This window comes from Frigoribacterium sp. Leaf172 (assembly GCF_001424285.1).
Taxonomy (GTDB): Bacteria; Actinomycetota; Actinomycetes; order Actinomycetales; family Microbacteriaceae; genus Frigoribacterium.
Window position 1 is genome coordinate 211,997 of sequence record NZ_LMPB01000002.1, and the last position, 16,050, is coordinate 228,046.

Consider the following 16,050-nt stretch of genomic DNA (forward strand, 5'->3'; position numbering starts at 1 on the left):
CTGACACGAGAGATGCCCCCCCCTCTCGTCAGCTCGGAGAAGCCGGCTGCTCCGCTGGCTGACACGGGGTCCGAGGCGCAAGCCGTGGAGGGTCCCTTGCCACGAGAACCATCGGCGGCTGCGGCCTCACGGGGCAAGGGCTTGTGCACCTCGGGACGGGAGGGGCGGCCAGTCGACGACCGGAGGATGAACATCCGCCTTCTCCCGCCCGCACGGTGCCGGGAGGCGCGTACGTCGGCCCAGCCGCCAGACGGGGCGGCCGTGTGACCTCCCGGTAGCGGCAAGGCGTCTTGCGAGCTACCGGCAAGGCGAGCGTCTCAAGGGCCGGGAGCTCGCCTGCATAGGCGACGACCGCCTCCGCACTCGAGAAGCATCGCACTCATGTGGGCTACCGCTGCGGTGAGCGGCTCCAATGGGGGAGACGACTGCAGTTCCCCAGCTCACTGTCCGGACGCAGGGACGTCGGGACGCAGGGACGTCGGGACGCAGGGACGTCGGGACGCAGGGACGTCGGGACGCAGGGACGTCGGGACGCAGGGACGTCGCAGGGACGTCGGGACGGCGAGCACTGAGTTTCGTCCTGCGCCGTCGCGGGAGCCGGACTGCCGTGCGCGCTGCGATCGACCCGAACCGTGCGTCCGGCAGTGTTCCAGTGACCCTGCCGGTCGCGCGCCGGAACGTCGCTACGTCCTGCCGTGCGCGCTGCGAGGGACCCGATGCGGGCGTCGTCCGCCCCGCGCGGTGTCTCAGTGACCGGTCGATGGCACCCGAGTAAGCGGGAAGACTGATCGGCGGGTTGCACCCGGTCTGCGAGAAGGCGCGGTCGTCTACACAGTTCAGACGGGGCCTGGGGGAAGGGAAGCACGTGGATGAGAGGGTGCTGCCCCGCGAATCTGCACCGACCCTGGAAGATCGAGGCGCTCCACCGTGGTGAGGCGCGCGGGTTTTCCTCCGCTGCTGTGGATCCTCGCCATGGGCAAGACGGCACGCTCTCTCGTAGCCGGATACGGGCGACAGGAGACGGACGGGCTTGGTGTCGTTCCGGTCGAGCCCCCAGCCCGCTCGTGCGGACTCTGGAGGGACGTGCTGGAGGTCGAGGCGTACAAGGTCGACCTCGAGGTCGACTCGACGGCGTCTCGATGACTCCGGGCGTCCACAGGGGCGAGGTGCTCCCGAGTTGCGGGCCGGAAAGACGAGAGGCCCGACCACCAGGGGTGGTCGGGCCTCTCAGTGCTTCGGGTCAGTGACCGTCGTTGTGCGGTGCTTCGATCTCGGAGCGCTTCACCGGGGCGATGCGGTCTTCGAAGAAGAAGGACGACATCGACGCCCGCAGACGCTGCACCGGCGTGATCTGACCATTCGCATTCGGCCGGATCATGAGGGGCTCGTACTCCGTGAAGTTCAGCAGACGCCAGCGCTCGTACTCGTCCAGCTGCTCGTGCACCTCGACGTACTCGCCACCAGGCAGACGTACGATGCGCCCGGACTCATAGCCGTGAAGGGCGATCTCGCGGTCCTTCTTCTGAAGTCCGAGGCAGACGCGCTTCGTTATCCAGAAGGCGATGAACGGTCCGATGATCAGGCAGGCCTGCACCGTGTGGATGACGTAGTTCAGGGACAGATGGAAGTGAGTCGCCATGAGGTCGGAGCTGGCAGCCGCCCAGAGGCTGGCATAGACCACGATTCCGGCAGCGCCGATGGCCGTCCGGGTCGGGGCGTTGCGGGGACGGTCGAGGATGTGGTGCTCTCGCTTGTCGCCCGTGACCCAGGCCTCGAGGAACGGGTACAGCAGGACGGCCAGGATGAAGATCACCAGGACCCCGATGGGAGCCAGGATGTTCATCGAGACGGTGTAGCCGCCGATGACGAACTCCCATCCCGGGGGAACGAGTCGCAGGGCGCCGTCGGCGAATCCGATGTACCAGTCCGGCTGCGTACCAGCCGACACGGGGGAGGGGTCGTACGGCCCGTAGTTCCAGATCGGGTTGATCGTGAAGAGCGAGGCGATCAGGACGATCACTCCGAAGACGATGAAGAAGAACCCACCGGCCTTGGCGGCGAACACCGGCATGACCGGCACGCCGACGACGTTCTCGTTGGTCTTGCCCGGGCCGGCCCACTGGGTGTGCTTGTTGATGATCAGCAGCAGCAGGTGGACACCCAGGAGGGCGATCAACAGCGCGGGCAACAGCATGATGTGCAGCGAGTAGAAGCGCGCGACCATGTCGGTTCCGGGGAACTCGCCTCCGAACAGCAGGTACGAGATCCAGACGCCGATAACGGGGATCCCCTTCACCATGCCGTCGATGATCCGAGCGCCGTTACCGGAGAGCAGGTCGTCGGGGAGCGAGTAGCCCGTGAATCCCTCGGCCATGGCGAGCACCCAGAGGGTGAATCCGACGACCCAGTTGATCTCGCGGGGCTTGCGGAACGCACCGGTGAAGTAGACGCGCAGCATGTGGAGCATGATCGCCGCGACGAACAGCAGCGCGGCCCAGTGGTGGATCTGACGGAACAGCAGTCCACCGCGGATGTCGAACGAGATGTCCAAGGTCGAGGCCATCGCCGCGGACATGTTCAGACCCTTGAGAGGGACGTACGAGCCGTTGTAGTTGACCTCGGCCATCGAGGGCTGGAAGAAGAACGTCAGGAACGTGCCCGAGAGCAGGATCACGACGAAGGAGTACAGCGCGACCTCGCCGAGCATGAACGACCAGTGGTCGGGGAAGATCTTGCGACCGACCTCTTTCACCAGGCCGGACATGCTGGTGCGCTCGTCGACGTAGTTCGCGGCCGCGCCGAAGAACTTGTTCGTCTTCGTCGGAGCGAAGGCCGGGACCGTCGTCGTGGTGTTCGACGTCTTGGTCTCGGTCTCCGGTGCAGGGGTGGTGGTGATCACTTTTCGCGCTCCCAGTAGCTAGGGCCCACGGGCTCGTGGAAATCACTCTGCGCGACGAGGTAACCCTCGGCGTCCACGGCGATCGGCAGCTGCGGGAGCGGGCGCTTGGCCGGTCCGAAGATCACTTCGCAGTTGTTGGTCACGTCGAACGTCGACTGGTGGCAGGGGCAGAGCAGGTGGTGTGTCTGCTGTTCGTACAGGGCCACAGGGCAGCCGACGTGCGTGCAGATCTTGGAGTACGCGACGATGCCGTCGTACTGCCAGCCCTCGCGTCCTTCCGGAATGTTGAGGTCTTCCGGCTTGAGGCGCATCAGCAGGACTGCGGCCTTGGCTTTCTCCTCGAGCAGGTGCTCGGATTCGTTGAGGTTCTCGGGGATGACGTGGAACACGGATCCGAGGGTGATGTCGGACGCCTTGATGCGGGCTCCGGACGGGTCCATCGCGAGGTGCATGCCCTCTTCCCACAGGGTGTGGCGGAGCACCTCGTTCGGGTCTTCGGCCGGCGCCAGGTCGCGGAAGATCACGACGGCGGGGAGTGGCGTCGCGACGAGCGCACCGATGAGGCTGTTGCGGATCAGGGTGCGGCGACCGAAGCCCGACTCCTGATTGCCGAGGGCGAAGACCTCGACCGCCTTCTCCCGGGTCTCGTCCGAGCCGCGCGTCGAGTGACGCATCTCGGTGATCTCACGAGCCGGCATGAGCGTCTTCGACCAGTGCACCGCACCGATGCCGATCGAGATCAGACCGAGTGCGATGCCGAGACCCAGGAAGAGGTTGTTCAGCCGCACCGAGTTCGAGTCGCCCGACGTGATCGGGAAGGCCACGTAGGCCCCGATGGCCGCGATGCTGCCGACGATCGAGAGGAAGAACCAGACGCTGACCTGTCGCTCCGCGCGCTTCTCGGCCTTCGGGTCGACATCCGTGATGCGATCACGGTGCGGCGGCTCGCCCGGGTTGTCGAAGACGTCGGCAGAGACGACGGCCGTACCGGCCGACACCTGTCGAGGCTCGTGCCTCTCGACAGCCGAGCCCGTGATCGGGGCCTCGTCGTCGTGCTGTGCCATGGATTTTGCCTTTCGGTGAAGTACGGGAGAACGACTAGTTGGATCGGGCCGTCAGCCAGATGGTCACGGCGACGATCGCGCCGAGTCCGAAGATCCAGATGAAGAGGCCTTCGGCGACGGGGCCGAGGCTTCCCAGTTCGAACCCGCCGGGGGACGGGTTGTTCTCGAGGTACTTGAGGTACGTGATGATGTCGGCCTTGTCCTGGGGCGACAGGTTCATGTCGTTGAAGACCGGCATGTTCTGCGGGCCCGTGAGCATGGCCTCGTAGATGTGGTGCGACTCGACGCCGTCGAGAGCGGGGGCGAACTTGCCCTCCGTCAACGCGCCTCCGGCTCCGGCGACGTTGTGGCACATGGCGCAGTTGATGCGGAACAGCTCGGCGCCGTTCGTGGTGTCGCCGTCGGCCTGGAGGTACTCCTCGGCCGGGATGGCGGGGCCGGGGGCGAGCGACGCGATGTACGCGGCCATGTCGGCCACCTGCTCGTCGCTGAACTGCGTGGGCTTCTCTTCCGCCTGGGGGCCATTGGCGGCCATCGGCATGCGACCCGTGCCGACCTGGAAGTCGACCGCTGCGGATCCGACGCCGATGAGGCTGGGGCCGTCGGCGGTGCCGGCGGCGCTCAGACCGTGGCACGTCGCGCAGTTCGACGCGAAGAGCTTCTGGCCCTCGTCGATGCTCTGCTGGGACGCGACGGGCGCGGCGCTCTCATCTGCGGTGGCCGTCGACGAGAAGAGCGCGTACGCACCGCCGGTCGTGAGGAGACCCACGAGGATGAGTGAAGCCGTGGCGAGGGGGCTGCGACGGCCCGTCTTGCGACGTGAGGACGAGGTTCGAGAGAACATGCTGTGTGAGCGATCCAATGCCTATTTGAGGACGTAGACGACCATGAAGAGGCCGATCCACACCACGTCGACGAAGTGCCAGTAGTACGAGACGACGATGGCGGTCGTCGCCTCCTTGTGACCGAAGTTCTTGACGGCGAACGCCCGGCCGATGGTGAGGAGGAACGCGATGAGGCCGCCGATGACGTGGGCTCCGTGGAACCCGGTCGTCATGTAGAAGGCGGAGCCGTAGGCGTTGGAGCTGAGCGTGACGTGCTCGGAGATGAGGTGCGCGTACTCGAACACCTGGAGGCAGATGAACGCGGAGCCCATCGCGTAGGTGAGGAAGAACCATTCGACCATGCCCCACTGGCCGACCTGGAACAGCCGACCGGTCCGCCGCGACTGCATCCGCTCGGCGGCGAAGACGCCGAACTGGCAGGTCACCGACGAGAGCACCAGCATGATCGTGTTGGTCAGGGCGAACGGCACGTCGAGCTTGGCCGTCTCGAACTCCCAGAGACCGGGCGAGGTGCTTCGCAGCGTGAAGTAGATGGCGAACAGACCCGCGAAGAACATGACTTCGCTGCCCAGCCACACGATGGTGCCCACGGCAACGGTGCTCGGTCGGTTGACGACCGGTCCGGAAGGTCTCGAGAGAGAGGTACTTGTCACGCGGTCCATTATGCCTGGAAAGTCTCCTTGGGTTTGCGCAGGAAACCCCGGGTCGGGAATTTCTCTTGACGACGAGCTATCAGAGCGACTAGGCGCACGCCGCTAACCTGGCGGCATGACCCACGAGCTCTCCTGGCCCCTGATCATCGAGTCGCTCCTCGCGCGACGCGACCTGTCGATCACCGAGGCGACCTGGTCCATGGAGCGGGTGATGCTGGGCGAGGCCACGCCGGCTCAGCTCGCGGCCTTCCTGGTCGCGCTGCGGTCGAAAGGCGAGACCGTCGACGAGATCGTCGGCTTCCGCGACGCCGTCCTCGCGCACGCCGTGGCTCTGCCCGTCGACTCCCTGGCCGTCGACATCGTCGGGACGGGCGGGGACCGATTCGGCACGGTCAACGTGTCGACCATGGCCTCCATCGTCGTGGCCTCGACCGGTGTGCCCGTCATCAAGCACGGGAACCGCGCAGCCAGCTCGTCGTCCGGGTCCTCGGACGTCCTGGCGGCCCTCGGCATCGATCTCACCCTGTCCGCCGAGCGCGTCGCCGCGGTGCTCCGGGAGGTCGGCGTCACCTTCGCCTTCGCCGCTGCGTTCCACCCCGGCTTCGGCAACGCCGCGGGAGTCCGCCGCGAGATCGGCGTGCCGACGGTGTTCAACTTCCTCGGCCCGCTCGTCAACCCGGCACGGCCGGAGGCCAGCGCCGTGGGCGTGGCCTCCCTCGACAAGGTGCCGTTGATCGTGGGCGTGTTCCAGACGCGTGGCGCGACCGCCCTGGTGTTCCGCGGCGACGACGGGCTCGACGAGCTGACGACGACCGGCCACAGCCACATCTGGGAGATCTCGTCGGGGTCGGTCACCGAACACGATCTCGATCCGCTCGAGCTGGGGATCGCGCGGGCGACGATCGACGACCTCGTCGGCGGCGACGCCGAGCACAACGCCGACGTCGCCCGTCGGGTGCTGGCGGGCGAGACCGGTCCGGTACGCGACATCGTGCTGCTGAACGCGGCCGCGGGTCTCGTGTCGTACCGGCTCGCGGTCGACCCGTCGGAGCGGGACCGCCCGGTGATCGTCCGGTTCCGCGAGCAGCTCGCCGTCGCCGCGGAGGCCATCGACTCGGGGAGTGCGAGTCGGAAGCTCGACGCCTGGGTGGCGGCCACCCGCTCGGCCTGACGCCGTCCCGGGGGATCGACCCGCACCTCCTCGGCGCCGGAGGCCGGGTGAGCGCCGTCGCCCTGCATGCACGACGGGCCCGCCCCCGAGGGGAGCGGGCCCGTTCGCGGTCGGAGCTCAGTTCACGTCGTCGTCGACCCAGTCGAAGGTCTTCGTGACAGCCTTCTTCCAGAGTCGCAGGGTGCGGTCGCGCTCGTCCGCATCGATGTTCGGGGTCCAGCGCTTGTCCTCCTGCCAGTTCTGACGGAGGTCGTCGAGGGTCTCCCAGAAGCCGACCGCGAGACCGGCCGCGTACGCCGCACCGAGGGCCGTGGTCTCGGCGACGACGGGGCGGACCACCGGGACGTCGAGGATGTCGGCCTGGAACTGCATGAGGGCGTCGTTGGCGGTCATGCCGCCGTCGACCTTCAGCTCGGTCAGGTCGACGCCCGAGTCGGCGTTCACGGCGTCGAGGACCTCGCGGGTCTGGAACGCGGTCGCCTCGAGGGCGGCGCGCGCGATGTGGCCCTTGTTGACGTACCGGGTCAACCCGACGAGGGCACCGCGGGCGTCGGAGCGCCAGTAGGGGGCGAACAGACCCGAGAACGCCGGGACGAAGTACACCCCGCCGTTGTCGTCGACGGTCGTCGCCAGGGTCTCGACCTCGGCCGCCGAGCCGATGATGCCGAGGTTGTCGCGCAGCCACTGGATGAGCGAGCCCGTGACGGCGATGGAGCCCTCGAGCGCGTAGTGCGGCGCCGCATCGCCGAGCTTGTAGCCCAGCGTGGTCAGCAGGCCGTTCTTCGAGTGCACGATCTCCTCACCCGTGTTGAAGATGAGGAAGTTGCCGGTGCCGTACGTGTTCTTCGACTCGCCCTGGTCGAAGGCGGCCTGACCGAAGGTGGCCGCCTGCTGGTCGCCGAGGATGCCGGCGATCGGCACCTCGCGCAGCAGGTTGGACGACTCGACGGTTCCGTAGACCTCGGAGGAGCTCTTGATCTCGGGGAGCATCGACTTCGGGACGTCGAACGCCTCGAGGATGTCGTCGCGCCACTCCAGCGTCTCGAGGTCCATGAACAGGGTTCGCGAGGCGTTCGTGACGTCGGTGACGTGCACGCCGCCGTCGACGCCGCCCGTCAGGTTCCAGATGACCCACGAGTCGGTGGTGCCGAACATGAGGTCGCCGGCGTCGGCCTTCTCGCGTGCGCCTTCGACGTTCTCGAGGATCCAGACGATCTTCGTGCCCGAGAAGTAGGTCGCGAGGGGCAGCCCGACGATCGGCTTGAAGCGCTCGACGCCGCCGTCCGCAGCGAGGCGGTCGACGATCGACTGCGTGCGGGTGTCCTGCCAGACGATCGCGTTGTAGACCGGCTTGCCCGTCGTGCGGTCCCAGACGACGGCGGTCTCGCGCTGGTTGGTGATGCCCACGGCCTTGATGTTGTGACGGGTGATGTCGGCACGCGAGAGGGCCTGACCGATGACCTCGCGGGTGTTCGTCCAGATCTCGAGCGGGTCGTGCTCGACCCAGCCGGCGCGGGGGAAGATCTGCTCGTGCTCCTTCTGACCGGTCGACACGATGGTGCCCGAGTGGTCGAAGATGATGGCGCGGGTGCTGGTGGTGCCCTGGTCGATCGCCAGGATGTAGTCGTCGCTCACGGGTGTGTCTCCTTCGTCGTTGATGGTGTCGACCACGGAACAGGGCGCGCGGCTCGCAAGAGCCCGGCCCCGCCGCGGTCAGCGATGAGTCGTGGTGTCGTGGTCAGGCCACGGGGAGCAGCACGCCGGAGGCGATGGCCGCCAGCGCGCCGCCGATCAGCGGACCGGCGACGGGCACCCAGGCGTAGCCCCAGTCGCTCGTGCCCTTGCCCTTGATGGGGAGGAAGGCGTGCGCGATGCGCGGTCCGAGGTCACGGGCGGGGTTGATGGCGTAGCCGGTCGGGCCACCGAGGGAGGCGCCGATCGCGATCACGAGGAAGGCGACGGGGATGGCGCCGAGCTCGGCCGGGGTGCCGCCGTTGGTGAAGCCGAGGACGACGAGCACGAAGGCGAAGGTCGCGATGATCTCGGTGACGAGGTTCCAGCCGTAGTTGCGGATGGCGGGGCCGGTCGCGAAGACGCCCAGCTTGGCCGCGGGGTCGGGTTCCTCGTCGAAGTGGTTCTTGTAGACGAGCCAGATCAGGACGGCGCCGATGATGGCGCCGATCATCTGGGCGGCCAGGTAGACCAGGAAGGCGACGAAGTCGATGTTGCCGAGGATCAGCTGCGCGAGGCTGACGGCGGGGTTGAGCGCGCCGCCGGACGAGTACGAGACGGTCACACCGGCGAAGACCGCGAGGCCCCAGCCGAAGTTGACCATGAGGAATCCGCCGTTGAACCCCTTCGTCTTGGTCAGGGCGACGTTGGCGACGACACCGCCGCCGAGCAGGATGAGCATCGCGGTGCCCACCACTTCAGAGAGAAAAATCTGTCCCAGGTCCACGTCGACCTTCCTTAGTCGTCGGGCGGGTGCGACTGTGCATCCCGCGGTGAGCGTGTGCCCACACCCTAGTCGCGGCATCGCGTCAGGGGAGTGCCAGAACCACCGGGTTTGCACATATGTGCACAGCGGATCAGGGGGAGTACTTTCGTGGAGGAATGGAGCGGGTCCGTACCGGGCTCCCATCACCAGGAGGACCTTCGATGAAGAAGCTGATCAACGACCCGGCCGATGTCGTCCGGGAGGCGGTCGCCGGCTTCGGCCTGGCGCACGCCGACCTCGTCGTCGTCTCGCACGACCCCGTCTTCGTCAGGCGGGCAGGTGGCGCCGTCGCAGGTCGGGTCGCCCTCGTCAGCGGTGGCGGCAGCGGGCACGAGCCCCTCCACGCGGGCTTCGTCGGACACGGCATGCTGTCGGCGGCCGTGCCCGGGCCGGTGTTCACCTCGCCGACGCCCGACCCCATCGTCGCCGCCACCCTGGCGGTGGACGGGGGAGCCGGCGTCCTGTACATCGTCAAGAACTACACGGGCGACGTCCTGAACTTCGAGACGGCGGCCGATCTCGCGGAGGCCGAGGGGGTCACGGTCGAGTCCGTGCTGGTCGACGACGACGTCGCCGTGAAGGACAGCCTGTTCACGGCGGGTCGCCGCGGCGTCGCCGGGACCGTGATCGTGGAGAAGACCGCGGGTGCCGCGGCCGAGCGCGGGGACGACCTGGCCGCCGTGGCGGAGATCGCCCGGAGGACGGTCGCCGCGACCCGGTCCATGGGCGTCGCCCTCGCGGCGGGGACCGTCCCGCACGCCGGCGAACCAGGCTTCGTCCTCGCCGAGGACGAGATCGAGTTCGGCGTGGGGATCCACGGCGAACCCGGCCGCGAACGGATCCCCCTGGAGCCCGTCGACGCCATCGTCGACCGCCTCCTCGCGGCGATCGTCGACGACCTCGGCGTCGTCAGCGGCGATCGGGTGCTGCTGTTCGTGAACGGCATGGGCGGGACGCCGAGCGTCGAGCTCTACATCGCCTATCGGCGCGCGGCCGAGGTGCTCGGAGAGCAGGGCGTCGTCGTCTCGCGGAGCCTCGTGGGGAACTACGTCACGTCTCTCGAGATGCAGGGGCTCTCGCTCACCGTCACCCGTCTCGACGACGAGCTCACCGAGCTCTGGGACGCACCGGTCGAGACCGCCGCCCTCCGCCGAGGGCGATGATCGTGCCCCACCCCTTAGACCGAGAGAGGAACATCGCATGACACTCGACTCCACCTGGGTCCGCGCCTGGATCGAGCGGACGGCCGAGGTCGTGACCGCCGAGCGGCACGCCCTCAGCGAGCTCGACCGTCAGATAGGCGACGGCGACCACGGCGAGAACCTGGCGAGGGGCTTCGCCGCCGTCCGGGAGAGGATGACCGAGCTGCCCGACGACGCTCCGCCGGCGGTCGTCGTGAGACTCGTCGCGACCACTCTGATCTCCACCGTCGGGGGAGCCGCCGGTCCCCTGCTCGGCACCGCCTACCTGAAGGCCGCCGCCGCGCTCGGGGAGGCCCGCGAGCTCGACTCCGATTCGGTGGTCTCCTTGCTGACGGCGGCCCGTGACGGCATCGTGCTGCGCGGCAAGGCCGACAGCGGCGACAAGACCATGGTCGACGCCTGGACGCCGGCGGTCGAGGCCGCGACGGAGTCGGCCGGCGCCGGCGCCGATCCCGCGGCCGTGCTCCGCTCCGCGGCCGACGCCGCCGCCCTCGGCGCCGCGTCGACGGAGCCGCTCGTCGCTCGCAAGGGGCGGGCCAGCTATCTCGGCGATCGAGCCGTGGGCCATCGGGACCCCGGCGCCCAGTCGTCGTCCCTCATCATCACCGCGGCCGCCGACACGGCGGCCGAGTCCACCAAGGAGTCGTAGAGCATGCCCACCATCGGAATCGTCATCGTCTCGCACAGCGCCAAGATCGCCGAAGGGGTCGTCGAGCTCGCTCGCCAGATGGCTCCGTCGACCACGCTCCTCGCGGCGGGAGGCACCGACGAGGGCGGAATCGGAACGAGCTTCGATCGGATCTCGGCCGCGGTCGCCACCGCCTCGGCCGGCGGGGGAGCCGTCGTCCTGTGCGATCTCGGGTCCGCCATCCTCACCTCCGAGACGGTCGTGGACTTCCTCGACGATGCGGACAAGGAGCGCGTCGTCATCGCGGACGCCCCGCTGGTCGAAGGAGCGGTCGCCGCCGCTGTGGCCGCCGAGACCGGTGGGGACCTCGACCAGGTGGCCCAGGCGGCCTCCTCCGCCACGGGGGTGGCCGACGTCCACGCCGATGAGCGCGACCTCCGCGGCGGCGACGCCGTCGAGCGCTCGACGACCATCGTGAACGCGTCGGGTCTGCATGCGCGCCCGGCGGCCGAGCTCGTCAAGCACGCATCCGCGTTCCAGGCCGACGTCACGGTGAACGGCGTCGACGCCAAGAGCCTGCTGCGCATCATGGGCCTCAACGTCGGTGCCGGGTCGACGGTCGCCATCATGGCCACCGGTCCGGACGCCGAAGCCGCGGTCGACGAGCTCATCGCGCTCATCGACGGCGGGTTCGGCGAGAAGGCCTGATCGGGGCGCCGGGGGCCTGACACGCCGTCGGCCGAGATCGTCGGAGGCGCGTCCCGATCACCCGGGGCGCGCCTCCTCGGCGTCTACCGGCGTCGCGTGTACCTCGCGAGCAGCGTGCCCTCCGACTCGAGCAGATGATCGAGCCGCATGCCGCGGGCCGCGCCCGGCCCCGAGCCGGCCACGATGCGGGGGCCGGAACCGGCGACGAGCGTCGGGGACGTCGTCACGCAGATCTCGTCGACGAGATCGGCCTCGACGAGATCGGCCAGCAGACTCGGGCCTCCCTCGGAATGGATGCGGGGGAGGCCCCGAGCGACGAGGGCGGCCACGAGGAGGCGCGGGTCGACCCGGTGCGCCCCGCAGGTCACCACGTCGGCCACCTCCTCGAGCCCTACCCGTGCCTGGCGCGGCGCCTCGTCGCTCGTGATCACCAGGGGGCGGACCGGGGCGTCGGCGAACATCGATGCGGCGGGGTCGAGGGCGAGCGACGCCGAGACGATGGCGAGCACGGGATGATCGGGGAGACCGTGCGCGCGACGCCACGCCACGTCGGCGTCGTGCAGGCGCGTCGGGCCGTAGCCTTCGCTCCGCACCGTGCCGGCGCCGACGACGACCACGTCGCAGAGCCGCCGGAGGAGGTCGAACACCAGCAGGTCGGCGGGCCCGCCGAGACCGCCTGAGAGACCGTCGACGCTGGCCGAGCCGTCGACGCTCGTGACGGCGTTCGCCCTCACATGCGGCGCACCCCGGTCGTCGGCGGCGAACAGCGTGAGCAGATCCTCGTCGTCGAGCGGCCGGGAGGGAGCGGGCAGGAGGCGCGTGATGATCGGGCGGGTCACGGGGCTCCGTCGTCCGCACCGAGGTTGTGCGCCTCGAAGACGGGTTCGCGCCAGCCGGCGATCGCCTCGATCATCCGGACGGCGTCCACCGCGGAGCGGACGTCGTGCATCCGGACGATGCGGGCGCCGAGCAGGATGCTCGTCGTGGCCGCCGCGAGGGTGCCGGCGAGGCGGTCCGGCTTCTCGCGGCCGAGGGACTCGCCGATGAAGTCCTTGTTCGACACCGCGGCGAGCACCGGGTGACCGAGCTCGGCCACCTCGCGCAGTCGACGCGTCACCTCGAGGGTGTGCCGTGTCGTCTTGTTCAGATCGTGCCCGGGGTCGACGACGATCCTCTCGAGGGGGACGCCGTGGTCGAGGGCCACGTCGACCCTGCGCCGGAGGAAGTCGACGACCTCGGCCGTAACGTCATCGTATCGGGGGCGCGGGTGGGGACGACGAGGCGCGGCCAGGCTGTGGGTGATGACGAGGGTCGCCGAGCTGTCGGCCACCACGTCGGCCAGCCGGGGGTCGTGCAGCCCCGTGGTGTCGTTGATCACCGAGGCGCCCGCGGCGATGACCGTCGCGGCGACGTCGGCACGGAAGGTGTCCACCGACACCACCACGTCCGATCGGGCGGCCAGAGCCTCGACGACGGGCAGCACGCGCTCCGTCTCGTCTCGGACGGAGAGCTCGGGGCCGGGCTTGAAGGGGACCCCGCCGATGTCGACCCAGTCGGCTCCGTCGTCGGCGGCCGCGACGGCGGCTCCGACTGCGCGATCGAGGGCGAAGGTGGCCCCCTGGTCGAAGAACGAGTCGGGGGTGCGGTTGACGATCGCCATGACCGCGATGCGACGCGAGAAGTCGAAGTCCCGCGCGCCGATGCGGCGCACGGGGGAGCTGAGCGGAGGGAGGAACGGGAGGCCCCGCTCGGCGCGAGCCCCGCCGGGCGAGGTCATGCGGATTCCTCGCGGCGCGACGATCCGATGAGCGCCACGGCCTCGGCCCGAGAGGCCGGGTCGGTCAGGGAGCCGCGGCTGGCGAGCGTGACGGTCGAGCTGGCCGTCTGCCGAGGCCCCCGCGTCGTGACGCAGCCGTGCACCGCGTCGAGCACGACGAGCACGCCGCGCGGCTCGACACCCTCGTCGAGCGCCTCGGCGATCTCCTCGCCGAGGCGCTCCTGCAGCTGGGCACGGGAGGCGATGGCGTCGACGAGCCGGGGGAGTGCGCCCAGGCCCACGATCGTCGCCCCGGGGATGTAGGCGATGTGGGCGACGCCCGTGAACGGGAGGAGATGGTGCTCGCACATCGACCGGAACGAGATGTCGCGGACGACGACGAGCTCGCCCAGCCGATCCTCGGGCGACACGACGGCGCTGGCACGCACCAACGCGACGGGATCGACGTCGGCGCCCGAGAAGAACTCGGCGTAGGCCTCGGCGACCCGTCGGGGGGTCGACTCGAGACCGGCGCGCTCGGAGTCCTCGCCGACGGCGGCGAGCAGCTCGCGGACGGCGGACTCGATTCGGGGCTGATCGATCGGCGTCATGGGCTCATCCTGTCAGGCGGGACCGGACTCCTCCGTCGCCGGGCCCGCTCCGTCGACGGACTCGCGGGGGAGCGCCTCGTGGTGGCGGCGTCCCGTCGTGCGCCGCGCCTCCTTCATCTCGGCTTCGAAGAGATGCCGACGACCCGCCGCGAGTGCATCACGGATGTTCTTCTCGCTCTCGCGGAAGGCCGCGTAGTAGCCGTCGTCGTAGTCCTCGACGATCTGGAAGGTCCAGCGGCCCTCGATGACGTTCCGTCCGACGAGGTCGCGCTCGAGCCCGTCGGCCATCTCAGCGTGCCCGGCGGCCCGCAGCTTCTCGACCGCCTCGCCGAGGGCCAGATCGGCTTTCCCGGTGAGTCGGTGGAAGCCGTAGAGGAACCCGCGGGCCTGCTCGACGACCTCGAGGGCCGCCGACAGATCGCCGAGCGCCTCGACGGTCTCGTCGTCGAGGCCGTCGGGTCGTCGATGGGCCGCGTCCGGTCCGTCGAGCCGGCGTTCGCGCTGTCCGTCGTCTGAGATCGTCATGACGTCGAGCCAACACCGGGGAGGCGCGTGAGGGGCGGTCGATGACAGCTTGCTGACATAATGTGCATTATCAGCGCATCGGGTAGAGGCCAGAAGAGGTTGGCTGAGCACCCATTCGATCCCATGACGACCCGAGCCTCCTGCGACGCGAGCAACAGCGACGCGATGTCGGCGAGTCAGAGCACGCGACGCAGCAGACTCGCGAGATCGGCCGGCTCGATCGCGAGGTCGGCGTCGTCGAGCTCGTCGATCGTGAACCAGCGCGACTCGAGGATGTCGACTCGCTCGTCGTCGGTCCATCCGGCCTCGTCGATCTCGAAGTGCGGCAGTCTCGTGACGAAGAACTCGGCGTGCCCGTGCGTGTGGTCGGCGGCGTCCCACGCGACGACGAAGTCGTCGACGGCGACGACGTCGCCCGGATCGGCGATGACCTGACCCGTCTCCTCGCGGAGCTCCCGCACGGCCGCCTCGGCGTGCGACTCACCGGGGTCGACTCCCCCGCCGGGCGTGATCCAGCGCGCCGTCCCGCTCGTGTCCGGCGCCTTCGTCAACATGAGCAGGACCCTCTCGGACTCGTCGACGACCAGCAGTCGCGACGTCGCCCGGACGGTCCGCCCGGTCACGAGATCGGGGTGAAGCCGCTGACGTCTCCGACATACCGGGTGTGATCCGAAGGCACCGGGTCGACGGCGGCCGCAGCCACCTCGGCGGCGAACTCGGCCACGTTGTAGAGCTTCCCCGCGCTCTCCTTGCGAGCCGAGAGGGCTCCCGGGTTGGAGCGCTCGAGCAGGGTCGCCGTGATCGTCCCCTCGATCATGTCGCCGGACACCACGACGAACTCCACCCCGGCGGCCTCGAGCTGCGGGATCATGTCGCGCAGGGCGTCCTCCCCCGCGCGCTTGCTGAGGGCGACGGGCAGGTACTCGGGCATCGTCTCGGTCGTGTTGATGAAGTGCGCCTGGTGGCTCGTCACGAAGACGACCCGCGAGCCCGGGGCCAGGAGAGGCAGGGCCGCGGTGAGCAGGTCGACCTGGGCGTCGCGGTTGAGCTTCAGCGCGTAGTCCTCGGCCATGCCCGACTCCATGCCGCCCGAGGCGTTCATGACGAGGACGTCGAGTCCGCCGAAACGCTCGCCGACGGTCGCGAACATCCCGCGGACGCTCTCGGGGTCCGTCAGGTCCGCGCCGATGGCGATGGCCTCGCCGCCCGCCGCCTCGATCGCGTCGACGAGCTGCAGCGCCCGGCGCTCCTTGTTGCGGTAGTTGACGACGACCTTCGCCCCGGCCTCGGCGAGGTACCGGACCGTGTCGGCGCCGATGCCGCGCGACGAGCCGGTGACGAGAGCGCGGGTGCCGGACAACGAGCCGGCGGCGAGGGGATTGGACAAGACGAACTCCAGACTGTGCGGGCGGAACCGGGGGGCCGAGGAGGCGCGCTCCCGACGTCGACGACGGGCGCTTCCCTGAGGACCAGCACCGAGACTACCAAGGG

16 protein-coding genes are annotated in these 16,050 nt (G+C 69.3%); 4 read left to right on the forward strand and 12 right to left on the reverse strand.

Annotated elements, in window-relative coordinates:
- Positions 1-1,240 precede the first annotated feature (1,240 nt).
- Genes ASF89_RS07280 through ASF89_RS07295 form a run of 4 tightly spaced genes read right to left on the reverse strand, consistent with a single transcriptional unit; the run spans position 1,241 to position 5,470 of the window.
- Positions 1,241-2,899 carry a cytochrome bc complex cytochrome b subunit gene (locus tag ASF89_RS07280; protein ID WP_235476435.1) on the reverse strand — a complete coding sequence of 553 codons (1,659 nt, stop codon included), beginning with the start codon at positions 2,897-2,899 and terminating at the stop codon, positions 1,241-1,243.
- Positions 2,896-3,963: a ubiquinol-cytochrome c reductase iron-sulfur subunit gene (locus ASF89_RS07285; protein WP_055797700.1), complete on the reverse strand. Its 1,068-nt coding sequence runs from the start codon at positions 3,961-3,963 to the stop codon at positions 2,896-2,898. The genes ASF89_RS07280 and ASF89_RS07285 overlap by 4 nt, the downstream gene beginning before the upstream one ends.
- Before the next feature lie 34 nt (positions 3,964-3,997).
- Positions 3,998-4,807, reverse strand: a complete 810-nt coding sequence (locus ASF89_RS07290; protein ID WP_055813479.1) for a c-type cytochrome — start codon at positions 4,805-4,807, stop codon at positions 3,998-4,000.
- Positions 4,808-4,828: 21 nt separating this feature from the next.
- Positions 4,829-5,470 carry a heme-copper oxidase subunit III gene (locus ASF89_RS07295; RefSeq protein ID WP_082475160.1) on the reverse strand — a complete coding sequence of 214 codons (642 nt, stop codon included), beginning with the start codon at positions 5,468-5,470 and terminating at the stop codon, positions 4,829-4,831.
- 106 nt (positions 5,471-5,576) lie between these two features.
- On the opposite strand from ASF89_RS07295, the gene trpD reads away from it, so the two are divergent.
- Positions 5,577-6,632 carry an anthranilate phosphoribosyltransferase gene (gene trpD, locus ASF89_RS07300; RefSeq protein WP_055797693.1) on the forward strand — a complete coding sequence of 352 codons (1,056 nt, stop codon included), beginning with the start codon at positions 5,577-5,579 and terminating at the stop codon, positions 6,630-6,632.
- Between the two features lie 117 nt (positions 6,633-6,749).
- Here the strand turns inward: trpD and glpK are convergent, their stop codons facing one another.
- Both glpK and ASF89_RS07310 read right to left on the reverse strand, forming a co-directional pair.
- Positions 6,750-8,267 carry a glycerol kinase GlpK gene (gene glpK, locus ASF89_RS07305; protein ID WP_055798518.1) on the reverse strand — a complete coding sequence of 506 codons (1,518 nt, stop codon included), beginning with the start codon at positions 8,265-8,267 and terminating at the stop codon, positions 6,750-6,752.
- Positions 8,268-8,370: 103 nt separating this feature from the next.
- A complete protein-coding gene (locus ASF89_RS07310; RefSeq protein WP_055814764.1) occupies positions 8,371-9,045 on the reverse strand; it encodes an MIP/aquaporin family protein in 675 nt (224 codons plus the stop codon).
- A gap of 245 nt (positions 9,046-9,290) precedes the next feature.
- On the opposite strand from ASF89_RS07310, the gene dhaK reads away from it, so the two are divergent.
- Genes dhaK through dhaM form a run of 3 tightly spaced genes read left to right on the forward strand, consistent with a single transcriptional unit; the run spans position 9,291 to position 11,667 of the window.
- The gene (gene dhaK / locus ASF89_RS07315; RefSeq protein WP_055813482.1) at positions 9,291-10,292 is read left to right on the forward strand and encodes a dihydroxyacetone kinase subunit DhaK; all 1,002 of its coding nucleotides are present in this window, start codon (positions 9,291-9,293) and stop codon (positions 10,290-10,292) included.
- Positions 10,293-10,329: 37 nt separating this feature from the next.
- Positions 10,330-10,980, forward strand: a complete 651-nt coding sequence (dhaL, locus tag ASF89_RS07320) for a dihydroxyacetone kinase subunit DhaL (protein WP_055797686.1) — start codon at positions 10,330-10,332, stop codon at positions 10,978-10,980.
- 3 nt (positions 10,981-10,983) lie between these two features.
- Positions 10,984-11,667 carry a dihydroxyacetone kinase phosphoryl donor subunit DhaM gene (gene dhaM / locus ASF89_RS07325; RefSeq protein WP_055813485.1) on the forward strand — a complete coding sequence of 228 codons (684 nt, stop codon included), beginning with the start codon at positions 10,984-10,986 and terminating at the stop codon, positions 11,665-11,667.
- Between the two features lie 83 nt (positions 11,668-11,750).
- On the opposite strand, the gene ASF89_RS07330 is transcribed toward dhaM, so the two are convergent.
- The 6 genes from ASF89_RS07330 to ASF89_RS07355 form a co-directional block, all read right to left on the reverse strand.
- On the reverse strand, positions 11,751-12,506 hold the full coding sequence (locus tag ASF89_RS07330; protein WP_055813488.1) for a pyrimidine reductase family protein: 756 nt from the start codon (positions 12,504-12,506) through the stop codon (positions 11,751-11,753).
- Positions 12,503-13,444, reverse strand: coding sequence for a dihydropteroate synthase (gene folP, locus ASF89_RS07335; protein WP_055813491.1), 942 nt, complete (start codon positions 13,442-13,444; stop codon positions 12,503-12,505). The genes ASF89_RS07330 and folP overlap by 4 nt, the downstream gene beginning before the upstream one ends.
- Positions 13,441-14,034, reverse strand: a complete 594-nt coding sequence (folE, locus tag ASF89_RS07340; RefSeq protein ID WP_055797675.1) for a GTP cyclohydrolase I FolE — start codon at positions 14,032-14,034, stop codon at positions 13,441-13,443. Before folE ends, folP begins: the two co-directional genes overlap by 4 nt.
- A gap of 12 nt (positions 14,035-14,046) precedes the next feature.
- Complete coding sequence (locus tag ASF89_RS07345; protein ID WP_055813495.1) at positions 14,047-14,559, reverse strand: hypothetical protein; 513 nt, start codon at positions 14,557-14,559, stop codon at positions 14,047-14,049.
- Between the two features lie 176 nt (positions 14,560-14,735).
- On the reverse strand, positions 14,736-15,182 hold the full coding sequence (locus ASF89_RS07350; protein WP_055813498.1) for an NUDIX hydrolase: 447 nt from the start codon (positions 15,180-15,182) through the stop codon (positions 14,736-14,738).
- Positions 15,179-15,946, reverse strand: coding sequence for an SDR family oxidoreductase (locus tag ASF89_RS07355; protein ID WP_055797668.1), 768 nt, complete (start codon positions 15,944-15,946; stop codon positions 15,179-15,181). Before ASF89_RS07355 ends, ASF89_RS07350 begins: the two co-directional genes overlap by 4 nt.
- Positions 15,947-16,050 lie beyond the last annotated feature (104 nt).

Excerpts from the sequence above, each read along its gene's own strand:
- ASF89_RS07345 (WP_055813495.1), bottom strand. The coding sequence starts at position 14,559 with ATGACGATCTCAGACGACGGACAGCGCGAACGCCGGCTCGACGGACCG.
- trpD (WP_055797693.1), top strand. The coding sequence starts at position 5,577 with ATGACCCACGAGCTCTCCTGGCCCCTGATCATCGAGTCGCTCCTCGCG.
- dhaK (WP_055813482.1), top strand. The coding sequence starts at position 9,291 with ATGAAGAAGCTGATCAACGACCCGGCCGATGTCGTCCGGGAGGCGGTC.
- dhaL (WP_055797686.1), top strand. The coding sequence starts at position 10,330 with ATGACACTCGACTCCACCTGGGTCCGCGCCTGGATCGAGCGGACGGCC.
- dhaM (WP_055813485.1), top strand. The coding sequence starts at position 10,984 with ATGCCCACCATCGGAATCGTCATCGTCTCGCACAGCGCCAAGATCGCC.
- ASF89_RS07295 (WP_082475160.1), bottom strand. The coding sequence starts at position 5,470 with ATGGACCGCGTGACAAGTACCTCTCTCTCGAGACCTTCCGGACCGGTC.
- ASF89_RS07290 (WP_055813479.1), bottom strand. The coding sequence starts at position 4,807 with ATGTTCTCTCGAACCTCGTCCTCACGTCGCAAGACGGGCCGTCGCAGC.
- ASF89_RS07285 (WP_055797700.1), bottom strand. The coding sequence starts at position 3,963 with ATGGCACAGCACGACGACGAGGCCCCGATCACGGGCTCGGCTGTCGAG.
- ASF89_RS07310 (WP_055814764.1), bottom strand. The coding sequence starts at position 9,045 with ATGCTCATCCTGCTCGGCGGCGGTGTCGTCGCCAACGTCGCCCTGACC.
- folE (WP_055797675.1), bottom strand. The coding sequence starts at position 14,034 with ATGACGCCGATCGATCAGCCCCGAATCGAGTCCGCCGTCCGCGAGCTG.
- folP (WP_055813491.1), bottom strand. The coding sequence starts at position 13,444 with ATGACCTCGCCCGGCGGGGCTCGCGCCGAGCGGGGCCTCCCGTTCCTC.